The sequence below is a fragment of the Dolichospermum circinale AWQC131C genome (assembly GCF_000426905.1).
Lineage (GTDB): Bacteria > Cyanobacteriota > Cyanobacteriia > Cyanobacteriales > Nostocaceae > Dolichospermum > Dolichospermum circinale.
Map to the genome: position 1 here is coordinate 42,906 of NZ_KE384614.1, position 17,919 is coordinate 60,824.

Genomic DNA, 17,919 nt, shown 5'->3' on the forward strand with positions numbered 1-17,919 from the left:
GCAAAATTCAAGCTATATTACAAGATGAAATGCAAAATATGGGATATGCGGCGTAAATCCTATTCATGTTGGCACAAAACCGCCAAACAAAACCGCTAAAATAGTACCAAAGAGTAAAAACTGTAAAATTTGGATATGACTACAGCCACACCAGTTAAAACTGAATATGAAGCAATTATTGGCTTAGAAACCCATTGTCAACTCAGTACCAATACAAAAATTTTCTCCAGCAGTTCTACTGCTTTTGGCGCTGACCCTAATACTAACATTGACCCAGTTTGCATGGGTTTACCAGGTGTTTTACCTGTACTTAACGCTAAGGTTCTTGAATACGCTGTTAAAACCGGTTTGGCTTTGAATTGTCAAATCGCTCGGTATAGTAAATTTGACCGCAAACAATATTTTTATCCTGATTTACCTAAAAATTACCAAATTTCCCAATATGATTTACCCATAGCTGAACATGGTTGGATAGAAATTGAATTGCTAGATGATACAGGAAACCCCAAACGTAAACGCATTGGTATCACTCGCTTACACATGGAAGAGGACGCAGGTAAGCTTGTTCACGCAGGGAGTGAACGGCTTTCTGGTTCTACCTACTCTCTTGTAGATTATAACCGCGCTGGTGTTCCTTTGGTAGAAATTGTTTCTGAACCGGATTTGCGGACGGGACAAGAAGCGGCTGAATATGCCCAAGAATTACGGCGCATTGTCCGTTATCTTGGTGTTAGTGATGGTAATATGCAGGAAGGTTCTCTGCGTTGTGATGTGAATATTTCTGTGCGTCCTGTGGGACAAGAGAAATTTGGTACTAAGGTGGAAATCAAGAATATGAACTCCTTTAGTGCGATTCAAAAAGCGATTGATTATGAAATTGAGCGTCAAATAGCCGCTATTGAATCAGGAGAGAAAATTATTCAAGAAACTCGTCTCTGGGAAGAAGGTTCACAACGCACTAGCAGTATGCGAGTTAAGGAAGGTTCTAGTGATTATCGTTACTTCCCTGAACCAGATTTAGCGCCCATTGAGGTTACACAAACAGAATTAGATACATGGTTAAATGAATTACCCCAACTACCTGCCCAAAAACGCCATGATTATGAGAATAATTTAGGACTTTCGGCTTATGATACTAGGGTTTTAACTGAGGATAAACCAGTCGCAGATTATTTTGAAAAGGCGATCGCTTTAGGTGCAAATCCCAAGGCGGCAGCTAATTGGATTACTCAGGATATTGCGGCTTACTTGAATAAACAAAAACTGACTATATCAGAAATTAAACTGACTGCTACTAATTTGGCTGATGTAATTACCCGCATTGAAAATGGTAAAATCAGTAACGCCCAAGCTAAGGAAAAACTCACAGATTTATTAAATGGTGTTTCTCCAGAAACGGCTTTTGCTGGTCAAGAACTGATCTCAGATCGTACCATTCTTGAACCCATTATTGATGAAATCATTGCTACTAACGCTCAACAGGTAGAAAAATACCGCAAAGGTAATACCAACCTGAAGGGCTTTTTCGTGGGACAAGTTCTGAAAAAAACCGATAAACGCGCAGAACCGAAACTGACTAATCAATTAGTAGAGGAAAAACTCAATAGTCCAATGTAGGGTAATTATTATCTGATAGGAAGACGCAACTTGATGATTGGGAGAACTAATTTAGCTCTCTTTTTATCGGTAAAATAAAAAAAAGGGGTTTAACCCCTTGGCGCTAGAATTATATAATGTGCTAAGTAGATGCACCCTGATGATTTTAGAGAGCCATTTAATGGCTCTCTTTTATTTTTGAGGATAATTAAACGCAGATAAACGCAGATAAACGCAGATAAAGAGGAATGATTTGATTTATTTTCTAATTTGTGATTACTTTTGGTCTTTAGGGTCGGTTTATGGTCTGTTGGTTGGAAATTTTTTGAGAAAAAAATTGTCATCAACAGATAAAATTACCTGTAGACATAAATACTGGACGCTGATATCAAACTAGCAGCAAAATGTATTTTAATAACAAAGGCAATATAATAATTGTGGACAAAATTATGGCAAATTGGCAAATAATTCCCGGTGGTGTGACAGCAGCACGAGGATATAAAGCAGCGGGAATTACAGCAGGACTAAAGGCTTCGGGATTACCCGATTTAGCTTTGATTGTATCAGATGTGGAAGCGATCGCATCTGGTGTATTTACTACTAGCCATGTGAAAGCAGCTTGTGTAGATTATTGTCGGCAAGTGTTACAAGGGAAACATAGTGCTAGAGCTATCCTTTGTAATGCGGGACAAGCTAACGCTGCAACCGGTGAACAAGGAGTTAAGGACGCTCAAGAAAGTGCTGAGTTGTTAGCTAAGGAATTAAATATTAACCCGGAATCTATTTTATTAGCTTCTACGGGTGTAATTGGTCAAAGAATTAAAATGGATATCCTGCGGGATGGTATACCCAAGGTAGTCGCAGCGCTTTCGGACACAGGTTCGGATGCAGCCGCAGGCGCAATTATTACCACAGATTTAGTGACAAAATCTATTGCATTAGAAACTATTATACATGATCGTCCAGTGCGTATCGGTGGTATTGCTAAGGGTTCGGGAATGATTCACCCCAATATGGCGACAATGTTAGCTTTTGTTACCTGTGATGCTGCTGTATCCTCTACACTTTGGCAACAAATGTTAACTAGAGCAGCAGATAGAAGTTTTAATTCGATCACAGTTGATGGTGATACGAGTACAAATGATTGTTTAATCGCTTTAGCAAATGGTGAATCTCGCACTCCCGCAATTACGGAAATGGGTGCAGAAGCGGAGAAGTTAGAAGCTATGTTAACTTATGTCTGTCAATATTTAGCTAAAGCGATCGCCCGTGATGGAGAAGGTGCAACTTGTTTAATAGAGGTACAGGTTACAGGCGCTTATGATGAATTATCAGCCCGACAAATCGCAAAAACCATTGTTGGCTCGTCTTTAGTGAAGGCGGCCATTTTTGGTCATGATCCTAATTGGGGACGGATAGCGGCGGCTGCGGGGCGGTCTGGTGTACCTTTTGAACAAGACAACCTCTCTATTAAATTAGGGGATATTTTACTCTTTGAAAATGGTCAACCTTTAGCTTTTGATAAGGCCGCAGCTAGTGCATATCTAAAAGCAGCGGTTCATGGTGAGTATCTACAGTCAGATACGGTGTTAATTTCCGTTGGTGTGGGAAATGGTCATGGTACGGGTAAAGCCTGGGGTTGTGATTTGAGTTATGATTATGTGAGGATTAACGCTGAGTATACAACTTAGAAAAATCGTGGCTTTAGCTCCTAGTATCTCGAACACAGGACTAAAGTCCTGACTACATAGTGATAATATTATATCAACTGTTCCCTGTTCCCTGTTCCCTGTTCCCTTCCCTCACAAACAACTTATTCAGCAAGCCCTATTTAAGAAATTTTCACTGGTGTATTTTATGCGTTTACCCTCAATTCACTTCATTGTTATTGCTGGTTTTATGGGGTTACTTTCCTGGATAGGGACTCCCACCGCTTTAGCTTTAACACAGATTAAATTATCTGATATTTCCTACCATGATTGTCCTTTAGAACTAGCGACTGGAGTGGTAACTAGCAGCGGTTCAAATTCTGCTACTTGTTTTATCGTCACAGGTAAAGCTAATAACAGCACAAATAAAACCGTCTATGATGCGGATATTTTTGGGCGCATTTATGATAGAAATAATGATCCTATCTTACAAAATCGTACTCGTCTCGGTGGCATAGCTGAAGTTCCCCCAGGAGTCAGTGATTTTGAATTGAGAATTTCTGTACCTAGTAATCAACCTTTACCATTGAAATTGAAACAGTTTAAAGCGGCTGGGTTCAGCGGTAAAGTCAGAAGGTAATTTTTACACACTAACATACACACTAACATTAAGTTTAGGGGTAATTCATGAATTACCCCCCACGATTTTGAGTAAGTGACCTGTGCCTTAAAACCCTGTGACTAAAGTAACACGGGCTAAATTATTCAGAATATCACCAACTATGTTCAAGGCTAGAAATGCTAGGATAGGAGAAAAATCCATACCACCCAAAGGAGGAATAATGGAACGAAATAGATTTAAATAAGGGTCACTAATTTGACTTAAAGCCGCAAATGGTTGACTAGACCAGTCAACAGTGGGAAACCAAGTTAGTAAGACCCGAATAATCAGCAAATAGCTGTAAAAGGTGACAAAAGTGGCTAAGGTTGTAATGAGTAAATTCATGGCCGGGTGACTTTCCTGTTAAATGTCAAACATAGATTCATGATTGATTTTAATTTAGTGCAAGTCATATTGTGTGGCTTGTAATCAATATACAATATAACTACTAATTTAAGTTGCTAGTTATCTAGTGGAGACTGGTAATTGGTAATGGGTAATTGGTAATTGGTAATTGGTAATTTGTGATACAATATCTGTCTTCACCCTGTTCATCCTTTAATCTCGGACATCCTGATTCTGACACTGAGTTATTCATTGCCAATATTAATACCCTTGACATTTCCTAATTGCTGCCGCACATCATCAATTGTGGCATTAAGTTGGGCGATTTTATCTTCGAGCGATCGCCTGGTTGCTTCTATTTCTAAATTTTCATTAGCTGAAGCCCGCATTCGTCTTTTTCTATTTACCCCTGGTTCATTATTGTCGCCAATAGTTAGGCCATTATCTTCTTCTGGGTTTGCTGTTAAGTCTAATCTAGAGGTAATCACCGCACCCAAAACACCCCCAACCACACCACCAATTAATGTTCCCAGGAGAAAACCACTACCAAAACCATCTTGCTGACTCATATTTTTACCGCCTTTTAGAAAATAAGCAACTTTGAAAATACCTTAGCTATTTTCCAGCCTTAGCTGCACCCTAGCTTAAGTCCCAAAAATGCGATCGCCCGCATCTCCCAATCCTGGTACAATATAACCCTGATCATTAACCGTTTCGTCAATAGTAGCGGTGTAAATGGTTAAACCGGGATAGACAGCAGCCAACTTTTGTAAAGCCACAGGTGCAGCAACCACAGAAACAATCCGAGTTAAAGAGGAATCAACACCTCTTTGGGTTAATTCCGCCATTACTGCCATTATAGAACCTCCCGTAGCTAACATTGGTTCGGTAATTAATACCCTGGTTTCCGGGTCAAATTTTTCGGGGAGTTTATTCAAATAACAAGTAGGTTCTAGGGTTTCTTCATTGCGTACTAAACCAAAATGATAAATTGAAGCCAAAGGTAGTACACCAGCAGCTCCCTCCAATAAGCCCAAACCAGCCCGCAAAATCGGCACAACAGCCACAGGTATGCGAGAGTCAATAAAAGTCGCTGGACAGGCAGCTAGGGGACTCTGGACGATTGTTTCTTGAGTGGGCAACCATTCCCTAGTAGCTTCATAAGTTAGCCACCTGCCCAACTCAGTGATAGCAGAACGAAATAATACTGATGGTGTAGCTACATCACGGGCAACTCCCAACCAGTGCTGAATTAAGGGGTGAGGTGGGACATAAATACGCAGTTGTTGTTGCGTCATAAAGAAAAAAGGCAGCCCGTTATTATATAAAGAACTAAGATAACTCCACAAAAAAAGATGCTCCAATCTTGTGGGATGGGCATCTTGCCCGTCCTTTTATTATTAGCAGGCTTTTCGCCCCGCACCACAAGAAATTTTAGGATATTTTTTATTTGCAAGTCTCTAGAAAACTATCATACTGCTATTTAACACTACGCGGGCTAATCCAATATCAGAATTTCAAACCTACCCAGGTGGCCACTGAGCAGTTCAACCGGGTCTAGGTGCAAAATATGATGTCAGACTTTATTGAGAAATATTTTTATTACTACTTGACAAATATTCTTAATTAAGGCTATATTGTGATCAGGTGTTCTCTCTATAAAGGATCGGCAGACGGGAAAAGTAAGCAATAGCAAGCTTTTCCTCGTTTTTTTCCGCTATAATCCCTATGTAAAGATCCTCGTGAATTGTTATTTATGTGTATTGTTTATATTTTTATTCCTTAAATATGAGTTAATTTTTTAGCAATTAATCAAAATAACTTTCACAGTAAATTTCAAGTTCTTCAGATACAAAAATACCCCACCCTCCCCTGACTCTTGAGCCGGAAAAGGAGGGTAATTCTGGTAATTTTAGTGAAATATTAGTGAAATAAGTTTTTAGGAGGGAAGCTGACCTTTTTAGGTGCGTATTCAGCACAATTCATGGCTTTTTCCGTGAGAACAGTATCAGGTTTGACAGCACATTTTAAATAGTGGTTATTGGCAAAAAATTGACATTTTTTACAGGGAAGTTTTTGTAAAATTTTACCGTTTAGGTATATCTTATCATCAGTATTGTTACGTAATTTATGAAAAATTAGGAGAAAAATAGCCCAAATAAAAATAAATCCCAGAGGAGCTAAAGATAGTGCTAAATCTGGTATTTGGATATTGTGATATTGTACTTGAACTTGTATTTTTTCTTGTTCAACTGCATTTGGAGCAAGTTTATTTTCCAATACCTGCTTTATATACATCTTATTTCCCCCATTGAACTATAATGGCTTTGACAAAAATCACAGAACCAGTTTTCTAACCCCCCAAGATCAAGTCTGTTTTAATTGTGTTTTAATTGTGACTAATTTTTGATTGTGAAACCTCTGATTTCCAACATATTTGTCAATAATTAATAATTAATGATCAACTGAGTTCTGATTCTAACCGAGTGAGTCAGTGATGTGATTTATCTAGACATGAGTGAAACTTAACCTTCAATTATAGGTTTAGCAAAAGAAAAGTTTAGTTATCTCTGTCAATAGTTTTGATTTTTATAATTTCAATATATACCCGGAGTTGTAGTTGTTAACACTGTCGAGTTTCAAACCGGATTTTTTTTGATAGAATTGTATAGATTTCCAGATTAATTAACCCCTGGATACAATTATTAGACATCTCCAGTAAAAATAGTAGAGAATAGTAGAGACATTTCATGGAACATCTCTACTAGAAAACGCATATTTAATTTTCAGATCATGTCTAAGGTCAGCAATATTTACCTATTCCCTGTGATCTAATCTAGCTTTAATATCAGCAGCAAAGTCTTCATATTTCCTCAAAGGAGTGACTTCTACTTGCACTTTTTGTCCATTTTTTTTGATGATAGGTAAATCTAGAAGAATTTGATCTAATGTATCTGGACTAGGAACATCAACAATCGCAATTACACGACGAGTACCAACACATTTCCATAAATCAACTATTACTCCAGCTTGTTTAGCTTGGAGTGCTGTTTCTGCTTCTTCACTCCATATAGCAAACAATTCTTGTTGGCTCATGTTATCGGGGTATTCAACCTGAAAATCCAAATGGTAGAGCATATTTACCCTTTTTTGTGAGGACTTTAATAGTTTAAACTAAAATGGATGTAATTCTGAGTTTAACCTGGGGTAATTTCTTCTTGAACGGGACGAATAATAGGGGGTGGAGGTGGTAGTTCTGGTTGAAAGATTCCTGATAGTGCTTGTTCTAAGGTTTGTGCCATAACGATGCGGTTTTCATAGGCTACAATGACTCTGACTAAAGTGGGTAAACTATTCTGTGTAGCTTCTAAATAAATTGGTTCAACATATAATAAAGATTGTTCAATGGGAATTACTAAAAGATTACCTTGAATTACCCTAGAACCTTGTTGATTCCAGAGGGAAATTTGCTGGGAAATAACCGGATCTTGATTAATTCTCGCTTCAATTTGTTCCTGTCCATAAATTAAGCGTTCTTTGGGAAAGTTATATAATAATAGTTTACCGTAATTTTCACCGTCGGAACGTGCTGCTAACCAAGCAATTAAATTTGTCCGTTGTTTGGGTGTGTAAGGAAGTAATAAAATAAATTCTTCAAAGGGAAGATTGGGGAGACTGGTAATTAAATAATAAGGTTCAACTGGACGGGTTTCACTTCCATAGATTTCATTGGGAATTTGCCATTGATCTTCTCTATTATAAAACACTTGAATATCTGTCATGTGATAGATCATTAAGCGTTCTGATTGAATTTTAAAATAATCTACTGGATAACGCAAATGATCATGGAGATTAACAGGTAAATTGTGAATATTTTGGAACATTTGGGGAAATATTTTTGACCAAGCGGTAATGATTGGATCTAAGGAATCAGCAATGTAAAATCTCACTGTACCATTGTAAGCATCAATTACGACTTTGACGGAATTACGAATATAGTTGATCCCCTCTTTACCTGTGTCAGAATAGGGATAATGATCGCTGATTGTGTAAGCATCAACTATCCAATAAAGATAGTTTTCTCTTCCAGGAAACTGTTGATTTTTATTGTCTGTATAAGCATCAGTTACAACTAAATAAGGATCACTATCGAACTTTAAAAAAGGAGCAATGGTGTGAATTCTTTGATTAATATTTCGTCGGAATAATACTTTAGTTTCTGGTAAAAAATCTTGTGTAAATATCATTCTCCAATCTTTTAAATATATAGAAAATAGCCATTTTTTCCATAGAGAATTGATATTTATTCCTCCTAATCCATCGTAGGTATTATAAGCATTATCACTACCGCTGGGATAATCTAATTCTTTAACTTTTGTCCCAGTCATGACGTGAGTATTAGTAATTTCTCCATAATAAATTCTGGGTTTATCAATGGGAATACTTTGACGAATATCTATGCTAGAAGTATTTAACGCGCTCCCTTCCTGACTAATATCTTTGACAAAATACTCTGGTAGTCCACCCGCAGCAACGGTATTTACAGGACTCATGGTAAAACCATAACCATGGGTATAAATCATATTTTTATTTACCCATGTTTGCGCTTGGGGAGGGACATTTTCATAATTCAATTCTCTGGCCGCAATTAATACCTGTTGTTTTTCTAGATTGTCTTTTTTGGGGTTACTTTTGATTAAATATCTATCAATATCAGCATCAGGAAATTGATAATAAGGTCGAATTTGTTGTAGTTGACGGTTAGTTTTTAATAATGGTTCTTGGTCCCAAAGACGAATATTTCTAATTGTTAAATCATTGGCTTTAATATCGTTTATTGTCAGTTTTCCTATGGGGTTAAATATTTGAGAATCAACGATATCTAAATTAAAAGCTTGACGAGTTAGTGCGATATTTCGCTCTATATAAGGTTTTTCTCTTTGTAATTCATTCGGTTCAACAATGAAATTTTGCACGGCCATAGGTAACATGAAGTTACCCGTAATTATCAAGGTTAGATACATATATATAGTATAGTTTATCCAGGGATGATGTGAAGATTGTTTTCTCGAAAATCCAGTTAAGTATAATAAATAAAAAGCTATAGCTATTGATAAAAAATATAATATTGTATCTGCTGGTAATTGGGCTTTAATATCGGTATAGCTAGCACCATAGCTGACTCCATTATCAGAATAAAGCAGTTGATAACGATTCAGCCAATAATTTAAACCAGCTACTAACATTAAACAGCCAGATAAGCCTAATAAATGGCGTTTTTGTAGTGCAGAAAATCCTCTAAAAATACCTTGACTGAGGCTATTTGCTGACAATAAATAAGTGAGAATAACGCTAATCAATCCATATAAAGATAATCCCATTAACCAAAGTTCTAAGATTTCCCAAATCGGAAGAGAAAAAATATAAAAACTTATATCTTGATTGAATAATGGTTCAGAACGGTTGAAGGAAACAGGGTGAAAAAATAACAGAAATTTTGCCCAATTCTCAGCAATTATCCCCCCAAAACTAAAACTTAAAATCACTGCGATCGCTCGGAGCAGAAATTTGCTATAAATTAATAAAGCAATAGATAATCCCCCAACTATTCCTAAATACCAATTTTGAGAAATGATCTTTTTTCCCAACTCCCAAATCATCTCTATTTTAAATACAATTGGTGCTGATAAATTTGATAAATTTGATTCACTGACTTTTCCAGTCCCATAAGCTAGAGCAATTTCTCCATAATATGCTAATATTAAACAAACTAACAAACTTAATCCTAATATCAGCGGTAACAACCACCGCAATTTGATTTGATTGCTATTATTAGTTAATGGCAAATTTTGCTCAGTTTTGCTATAATGGGGACTGAGAAAAGTGGTTAATTCTCGACTAATGTTGATTTCTCTCTCAGGAATATAATTATGATTTTGACTAGATTGTAATTTTTGAGCTAAAATTAGATTTCCCCATAAATAAACAACACTCAAACTGACAATAAACAGCCATAAACCACCCTGAGTTAACAATTTTAGGGAAAATACTTCTATGTAACCAACTTCCTGAAACCAAAAAAATTCCGCACCTAAATCAGCAGCTATTTTCAAAAATAAGCACAACCCCAAGCAGAATATAAAAACTTTAACCCACCATTTCCCAAACCCAAACATTATCTTAGTATTAATCATTGGTTATTAAATGTGATTACTAAACTAATTTTTATTCTACTATAGCGTTTCCCAGTCTAATGAAGTACAAAATTATCTGCGTTTATCTGCGTACCCTTCGGGAAGCAAGCTACAATTATTACTGCTTGTACCTCAATTAAATGGGAAAATGTTTATTTTTTAAACATTCTTGAATAAATCTTTTAGGAATCTCTTGACTTTCTCCCCAATGTTGATGAATATAAGAAGCATGGACATTAGGTAAACTCCAACCTTCAAAACCTGTATTTTCATCACAGTCATAACGATAGGTATTAAACAATGGTTTTGAGTTATTAGTTATTAAATGAGAACGATGAAATTCATGTCCAAAAATATTTGTGTTCATATCAATTAAAAAGGTGTTTTCTAAAACTACTGCGCGACGATATCCCAAGGTTAATTTTTTATCCATTTGCGCTAAAGTTGGTAATATTCCTACCATTGGCCAAGTTTTACCATCAAAATCAATAATCTGCTCACATAAATACATTAATCCTCCACATTCTGCAATTGTCGGTATTCCTCCTAAAATCGCGTTTTTCACTTCTTGAATTAGGTTAACATTTGCAGCTAATTGTGATGCAAATACTTCGGGAAAACCTCCACCAAAATACATTCCTTGGATATCTTTTGGTAATTGATCATCATTTAATGGACTCCAAAATACTAATTCTGCACCTAATTTCTCTAATAAATCTAAGTTATCTTGATAGTAAAAATTAAAAGCTTGATCTCGTGCTACAGCAATTTTACAGAGTATTTCAGATTTAGGAACAACCACACTCCTCCCTAACTCTCCCTTTATTAAGGGTGAGGTATTGGAACTTGATAAAGATGATGATTTTAAAAGCGGTAAAAGTTGCTCCCAATCAAAATAAATATCTCCTAAATCAGCTAAACTATCAATTATTTGATCTAATTTTGGTAATTCTGCGGTGGGAATTAAGCCCAGATGACGGTCAGGAATGGTAATATTGTCTTGTCTTCTTAATACACCCAAAATTGGTAATTGTAAAGATATAAGAGATGCTTTTAGTAATGATAAATGTCGTTCACTTCCTACTCTATTTAAGATTAAACCAGCAATTTTAATTCTTTTGTCTAAAGAAGAATAACCATGAGCAATTGCAGCTACAGAACCGGATAAACGACTACAATCAATTACTAATATGATCGGTATGTCTAATAATCTAGCAATATGTGCGGTACTAGCAAAGTCCGATAAATTTCCAATCCCATCAAATAAACCCATTACTCCTTCAATTAAATTATATTCACTTTGGCAAGAATGATGATTAAAGCATTGTTGAACATAACTTTCTGAAGTTAATACAGGATCTAAATTTCGACAAGGAAGACCGGTAACATATTTATGAAACATAGGATCAATATAATCAGGTCCTACTTTAAAAGATTGTACATTTAAATCCCGACGACGTAAAGATGCTAAAAGGGTAAGTGTAACTGTTGTTTTTCCGACTCCGCTTCTTTCTCCAGCAATAATTATAGACATAGATGACAAATTTAAAGTTCAATTTCAAAGTTTAAAATCAAATTCTAAATCAAATTCAGACAACTGGTAAAAATTAATTTATTCAATATGAATATTCTCTTTTTTATGCTCCGTGTGAGAATGCAGATTTAGATATTCTGATTTTAAAATACAAGAGGTAGAACCTCTAACAAGACATTCTCCGTCTGGAGACTGGGAACGAGAAAGGAAAAATGAGAAAACATTTTTATTCTTTTTCTTTTTGTTGTCTTTGTTCAATGTCCGCAGGAGAAATCATACTATTAATTTTTTCAGTATCTGTCATCATCATGATAATACCTTCTACATTATCGCCGATCAAAGGACTAAAAGCAATATAACATCGAATTTGTTTACCGCGACGATTAGTACCATTAATTAGTATTTCCTGAAATTTCTTTTTACTAGACAGTATATCACGAATTGGGATTTGTAGTTGTTCTACAGGTAAACCAATATCTAAACTAAACCAAGATTTGTTCATTACTTCCTCTTGACGTAAACCCCACATATCTTCAACCGCATGATTCCAAATTAAAATATTAAAATTAGTATCTATTACAACCATTCCTATTTGCAGAGAACTCAAAATAGAAGACATAAAGGTATTAGTTTGATCTAGTTCATAAGTACGATTACTCAGTTCATAGTTAATTGCTCGCAGTTGTTCATTAGCAGACTGCAATTCTTCGTTTATAGTCTCCATTTCTTGATTTGTAGATTGCAATTCTTCATTGGTAGTCTCCAATTCTTCATTTGTGGATTGCAATTCTTCATTGGTAGTCTCCAATTCTTCATTTGTGGATTGCAATTCTTCGTTAGTGGTTTCCAATTCTTGTCGAGAGCGTTGCAATGCTGATTGCAGTTTTATATAACGGCTAACATCATTAAAGGTAACTGTCACACCGACAATGGTTTGATCAGTATCTTGCAAAGGAATAATCCGCACATCTAAATACTGAGTTTCTGAATTAGGCTGATAACGCTCAATATTAGTTAATGTAATTGGATGACGTTCATTATATACTTGCTCAATGAGCGATCGCAATTCTACAGGTCTATAAGATAATTCTAAATCTTGAAAAGGGCGATTGATATCTTTAAGTGTTAAATTAAATAAATTCCGAGCTTGTTCATTAATCATGATTAAAGTTCCCTCATTATTAATCACAATCTGAGCGTTAGATGCTGTATCAAAAGCTAATTCTCTAACTCGAATTTCTTGAGACATATTAGCTGATTCTTGATTTTGTAAATTAGTCATTACTAATTGACGATTGCGGATATTTCCCGAAGATACTTTTGCAAATACACGATCTTTTAAATTTATAGGTGTAAATAAATTAGTATGAGTGATTAGCATTTCTGCTTTTCCTAAAAACAGATAACCATGATCATTAAGAGCAAAATGAAACCGATTGATAATGCGTCCTTGGGTTTCCGAGTTGAAATACATTAAAGTATTACGACAAACCAATAAATCTAAACGAGAAATTGGTGCATCCTGAAGTAAATCATGACGACCAAAAATAACAGCACGACGTAGATCTTGCTGAAAAATATATTTTTCATTGCTTAAATCAAAGTATTTATCCCGCAGTTCCAATGGGACAGCGTGAATATTTTTGGCCGAATAACTAGCTTGACGTGCTTGGTTTAAAGCTTCCTCATCTATATCTGTAGCGTAGATTTTTACGCGATGACGAAAATCGTCAATTCCTAATATTTCCGCTAAGATTATGGCTAAAGTATAAGCTTCTTCTCCAGAAGCACAACCAGCACTCCAGATTCTAACTTGTTCATTTTTTTGTTTATTTTTAAGAATATTGGGAATAATTTCCTTAGTTAAATATTCCCAAGCTAAAGGGTCACGAAAAAAAGCAGTTACATTAATTAAAATAGTATTAAACAAAGTTTTAAATTCATCGGGATGAACTTCTAAATAATCTTGATAATTAGCAAAAGTTTCTATGTTCAAATACTGCATTTGTTTACTAACACGACGCATTAAGGTAGAACGCTTATAACCTGTGAAATCAAAGCCTCGGTTAGTTCTTAAATATTGGAGAAGATTTTCAAAATCAACGTCTTTATGTGCAAGGTTCATAGGATCAATAGAGATGTAGCTATTTTGGATGGTAAGTTATTGATAATAATCTAAATTTATCAACTAGCGTCAGACATGATTAAAGTTCGTAAGGCCAGGGAAATTTCTGCCAAAGGTAGGATAAAATCTACATTACCAGTTTTAATAGCAGCAGCAGGCATTCCCGGAAATTCAGCAGTTTTCGGATCTTCAACAATCACCGTACCACCCGTTTTTTTAATTGCTTCCACGCCCATCGCTCCATCCGTACCAGTACCACTTAATACAACAGCGATCGCTCTTTCTTGATAACTTGCGGCCACAGACTCAAACAATAAATCAGCGGAAGGACGGAGAAAATGCACCATTTCCGACTGAGATAAAGAAACTTTACCGTCACCATTAATCAACAAATGATTATTAGGAGGAGCAATATAAACAGTTCCAGGAGTCAGTTTATCTCCTTCCTTAGCCTGTATTACCTTTAACACAGTGCGACGACTGAGAATTTCCGCCATAAGGGAAGGGTGACGAGGATCTAAGTGTTGAACGATAACAATAGCTGCTTTGAAATCCGTCGGTAAATCAGTCAAGACCTCAATTAGCGCCGTCAACCCCCCAGCAGAAGCCGCTACAGCCACAATATCAAAATTAGGAAGATTTGACATATTTATTTTGAATAGATAATTTAACCCCTATTGTAGGGTATCAAAATTTCTCATTCATTTTATCTATCTATTGATAGATGAAATTTTTGGTGTTGTGTGAATTGAACTTAGTAATGGGTAACGGGTAATTGGTAATTGGTAATTGGTAATTGGTAAATCGAAGAGCCTAACTTTCTGCTTCTAAAGCCTTTTTTGCTTCCGATAATTTTCGTTTATATTCTTCACTGATTTTTGGGTATTGTAAATTTAATTCTTGTAACTTTTGGCAAATAATATCTGCTACTATTAATCGTGTAAACCACTTGCGATCGGCCGGGACAATATACCAAGGAGCAAATTCCGTGCTAGTGTGGTTAAAGACTTCTTCATAAGCATTCATATAATCATCCCAAAAACGGCGTTCTTGTAAATCACTAGCGGAAAATTTCCAATTTTTTTCTGGTGAGTCAATACGTTCCAAAAACCGTTTTCTTTGGACCGACTTAGAGACATTGAGAAAAAATTTAAGAATAATCACACCATTATTAACCAAATATTTTTCAAAATTATTAATTTCCTCAAAACGCTGTTTCCATATTTGATCACCTTTAGGAAAACTGGGTAATTGTTGTTTTTTAAGAATTTCTGGATGTACACGCACTATGAGTAATTCCTCATAATAAGAACGATTAAAAATACCAATTCTTCCCCTTTCTGGTAAAGCCCTCATTGAGCGCCATAAATAATCATGATCTAACTCTTCTTCACTGGGTGCTTTAAAACTAAATACCTGACATCCTTGGGGATTGACACCAGACATAACGTGTTTAATGGTACTATCTTTACCAGCAGCATCCATAGCCTGAAAAATAATCAACAGAGAATAAGTATTTTGAGCATAGAGAATATCTTGATACTTAGCTAACTGTAAAATACCCGCATTTAATTTTCTGACAGCATCACCTTTTTGATGAAATTCGCACTTATAACCTGGGTTATAATCCTTCAGCAAAGAAATTTGAGAACCTGGTTTAACAATATAAGGATCATGATTCATTGAAAAAAATTAGCACTCCTATAAAACCTTTAAACTTAATTCTAGAGACAAAAACCAGACATTCTAAATATAACCTTCCTCCTCCGCGTCCTCCGCGCCTCTGCGGTTAGATAAAAAACCCTGAAACCGCAGAGAGAGGTAGTCAAAAAAGTAATCTTTCCTGACTGCTAAGAAACAGAAGATTGTAATTTGGTTAACTCCGCTAAAACTTCCGTACTGTGAATACTAGGATTGACCTTGACAAAAGTTGCGCGTAAAATACCTTGAGGATCAATAATAAAACTATGGCGCATAGAGAAAAAATTCATCCAAGAACCATAAGCCTTACTAACTGTTCCCGTAGTATCAGCTAACAAAGGAAATTTTAACCCTTCGGAATCACAAAATTCCGCATGAGAATCAACATCGTCAGCACTAATACCAATAACTTGAGTATTTTTCTCAATGTATTTAGATAGGTCTTGCTGAAAACGTCGAGCTTCAATAGTACAACCAGAAGTAAAATCTTTAGGGTAGAAATAGAGAACTACCCACTGACCGCGAAAATCAGCCAAAGAGATTTTACCATTGCCTGTATTAGTTGGTAAAGTAAATTCTGGCGCTAGTTGATTAATTATCGGTAATTTACCACCTAAAGCTTGAGCATTGGGTGTAAAATTCAACCAATTAATCACAGCTAAACAAGTAGCAAATAAAATGCTCAGAAAAGTGCGACGGGAAATCATGGTTTAAACCAGAAAAATAACTTAATATAAGTTTACATTCTTCTCGTCTCCTATTTTGCATCTGAATCAGATTCCGGTGGTTTTTCGATACTTTCAATGTATTGGCTATCTATGAGAAAAGCCCCTCTAGTAAAGCGGACACCCCAATAACCACCGGGGCGACAGTCAATAACTATACCTTCTTCCCCAATGTGAATGACATCAGCAGGACGTAACATAGGCATAGGTTCAGCAGTTTTCAGGTATGGTGGTAAGGATACCACACGAACTTTACTACCAATTGGGAATTGTGGGGACATTTTGTAATAATTTGTATTCCATAATTTTGCAAGCGGTTAACTTCGCGTCTTTGCGCTTTGGCGTGAGACTAAATCATACTTCAATTATACAACACTCAAGAAAACATATCTAGAAAATTATGTTACGTGATTTTAAAAACAGAAGTGAATTAGTTACATACCTGCGGGAACAGTTTCCCCAAGCAGCAGATGATCATGTTAGCCATATTCCAGGGGGAAGGAAAGCAGCGGAGAAAGCACTCAGAAAAATTGATCCGGTAGCTTATGCAAAAACACGCAATTTTTTAGATGGTAATGTTACTAAGTTGTCAGCTTATATTCGTCATGGTGTTTTAAGTTTGGGAGAAATTCGAGAATATGTACTCAAACGAGTTAAAAAGCCAAATGATGCTAATAAATTGATTCAGGAATTAGCTTGGCGTGACTACTGGCAAAGATTATATGTTAAACTAGAAAACGGGATTTGGCAAAATCAGGAAGAATATAAAACCGGTTATCTACCCGCAGATTATACAGCTAAATTACCAGAAGATATCACCACTGGAACTACAGGGTTAGTTTGCATTGACAGCTTTAGTCAGGAATTGCGAACCACTGGCTATCTCCATAATCATATCAGAATGTGGTTAGCAGCTTATATTATTCATTGGCGACGGGTGGAATGGCAAACCGGCGCAAAGTGGTTTTTGCAACATTTACTCGACGGTGATCCAGCAAGTAACAATATGTCATGGCAATGGGTAGCAAGTACATTTAGTCACAAACCCTATTTTTTCAACCGCGAGAATTTGGAACGTTACACAAAGGGAGTTTATTGTCATCAGTGTCCTTATTTAGGTAAATGTGACTTTGAGGGAAGTTATGAACAAATAGAACAGCGACTTTTTCCCAAAGCGGAATTTAGTAAACAACATCATAGTCAAACCTGGCAAAAAGGAACTAAACGCAAATAAGCACTTTCCTCGCCTCTGTTGATTTTTACCTAAGTAGGTAAACGGAAAAAAACCAACATAAGTAACGAAAAGTAAAGTTCCCTATTCCCTGTCTGTTCCCTGTTCCCTGTTCCCTGTTCCCTGTTCCCTGTTCCCTGTTCCCTGTTCCCTGTTCC

At 36.1% G+C, this 17,919-nt stretch carries 16 protein-coding genes; 4 read left to right on the top strand and 12 right to left on the bottom strand.

Annotated features, from left to right (window positions below; all coding sequences use genetic code 11):
- Positions 1 to 135: 135 nt before the first annotated feature.
- The 3 genes from gatB (at position 136) to ACIR131C_RS0112290 (ending at position 3,885) form a co-directional block, all read left to right on the top strand.
- The gene (gatB, locus tag ACIR131C_RS0112280) at positions 136 to 1,617 is read left to right on the top strand and encodes an Asp-tRNA(Asn)/Glu-tRNA(Gln) amidotransferase subunit GatB (protein WP_028090430.1); all 1,482 of its coding nucleotides are present in this window, start codon (positions 136 to 138) and stop codon (positions 1,615 to 1,617) included.
- Between the two features lie 428 nt (positions 1,618 to 2,045).
- Positions 2,046 to 3,287: a bifunctional ornithine acetyltransferase/N-acetylglutamate synthase gene (gene argJ, locus ACIR131C_RS0112285; RefSeq protein WP_028090431.1), complete on the top strand. Its 1,242-nt coding sequence runs from the start codon at positions 2,046 to 2,048 to the stop codon at positions 3,285 to 3,287.
- Between the two features lie 166 nt (positions 3,288 to 3,453).
- Positions 3,454 to 3,885: a hypothetical protein gene (locus tag ACIR131C_RS0112290; RefSeq protein ID WP_028090432.1), complete on the top strand. Its 432-nt coding sequence runs from the start codon at positions 3,454 to 3,456 to the stop codon at positions 3,883 to 3,885.
- An 87-nt stretch (positions 3,886 to 3,972) separates the two neighbouring features.
- Here the strand turns inward: ACIR131C_RS0112290 and ACIR131C_RS0112295 are convergent, their stop codons facing one another.
- The 12 genes from ACIR131C_RS0112295 to sipA form a co-directional block, all read right to left on the bottom strand.
- On the bottom strand, positions 3,973 to 4,251 hold the full coding sequence (locus ACIR131C_RS0112295) for a YggT family protein (protein ID WP_028090433.1): 279 nt from the start codon (positions 4,249 to 4,251) through the stop codon (positions 3,973 to 3,975).
- Between the two features lie 245 nt (positions 4,252 to 4,496).
- On the bottom strand, positions 4,497 to 4,820 hold the full coding sequence (locus ACIR131C_RS0112300; protein ID WP_028090434.1) for a ssl2009 family thylakoid membrane protein: 324 nt from the start codon (positions 4,818 to 4,820) through the stop codon (positions 4,497 to 4,499).
- Between the two features lie 75 nt (positions 4,821 to 4,895).
- On the bottom strand, positions 4,896 to 5,549 hold the full coding sequence (gene upp / locus ACIR131C_RS0112305; RefSeq protein WP_028090435.1) for a uracil phosphoribosyltransferase: 654 nt from the start codon (positions 5,547 to 5,549) through the stop codon (positions 4,896 to 4,898).
- Between the two features lie 625 nt (positions 5,550 to 6,174).
- Complete coding sequence (locus ACIR131C_RS0112310) at positions 6,175 to 6,549, bottom strand: hypothetical protein (RefSeq protein WP_028090436.1); 375 nt, start codon at positions 6,547 to 6,549, stop codon at positions 6,175 to 6,177.
- Positions 6,550 to 7,068: 519 nt separating this feature from the next.
- Entirely contained in the window at positions 7,069 to 7,389 is a 321-nt protein-coding gene (locus tag ACIR131C_RS0112315; protein ID WP_028082063.1) for a muconolactone Delta-isomerase, read from the bottom strand.
- Positions 7,390 to 7,448: 59 nt separating this feature from the next.
- The gene (locus tag ACIR131C_RS0112320; protein WP_035371959.1) at positions 7,449 to 10,427 is read right to left on the bottom strand and encodes a UPF0182 family protein; all 2,979 of its coding nucleotides are present in this window, start codon (positions 10,425 to 10,427) and stop codon (positions 7,449 to 7,451) included.
- 154 nt (positions 10,428 to 10,581) lie between these two features.
- A complete protein-coding gene (locus ACIR131C_RS0112325) occupies positions 10,582 to 11,979 on the bottom strand; it encodes a cobyrinic acid a,c-diamide synthase CobB (RefSeq protein ID WP_028090438.1) in 1,398 nt (465 codons plus the stop codon).
- Positions 11,980 to 12,205: 226 nt separating this feature from the next.
- On the bottom strand, positions 12,206 to 14,104 hold the full coding sequence (locus ACIR131C_RS0112330; RefSeq protein ID WP_028090439.1) for a CheR family methyltransferase: 1,899 nt from the start codon (positions 14,102 to 14,104) through the stop codon (positions 12,206 to 12,208).
- Positions 14,105 to 14,163: 59 nt separating this feature from the next.
- Complete coding sequence (locus ACIR131C_RS0112335) at positions 14,164 to 14,751, bottom strand: chemotaxis protein CheB (RefSeq protein ID WP_035371960.1); 588 nt, start codon at positions 14,749 to 14,751, stop codon at positions 14,164 to 14,166.
- A 166-nt stretch (positions 14,752 to 14,917) separates the two neighbouring features.
- Positions 14,918 to 15,787 carry a polyphosphate kinase 2 family protein gene (locus ACIR131C_RS0112340; RefSeq protein ID WP_028090441.1) on the bottom strand — a complete coding sequence of 290 codons (870 nt, stop codon included), beginning with the start codon at positions 15,785 to 15,787 and terminating at the stop codon, positions 14,918 to 14,920.
- 167 nt (positions 15,788 to 15,954) lie between these two features.
- On the bottom strand, positions 15,955 to 16,512 hold the full coding sequence (locus ACIR131C_RS0112345; protein ID WP_028090442.1) for a peroxiredoxin: 558 nt from the start codon (positions 16,510 to 16,512) through the stop codon (positions 15,955 to 15,957).
- A gap of 50 nt (positions 16,513 to 16,562) precedes the next feature.
- A complete protein-coding gene (sipA, locus tag ACIR131C_RS0112350; RefSeq protein ID WP_028090443.1) occupies positions 16,563 to 16,811 on the bottom strand; it encodes a regulatory protein SipA in 249 nt (82 codons plus the stop codon).
- A gap of 119 nt (positions 16,812 to 16,930) precedes the next feature.
- Here sipA and ACIR131C_RS0112355 point away from each other — a divergent pair, with 119 nt between their 5' ends.
- Positions 16,931 to 17,764, top strand: coding sequence for an FAD-binding domain-containing protein (locus ACIR131C_RS0112355; RefSeq protein ID WP_028090444.1), 834 nt, complete (start codon positions 16,931 to 16,933; stop codon positions 17,762 to 17,764).
- Positions 17,765 to 17,919: the final 155 nt, after the last annotated feature.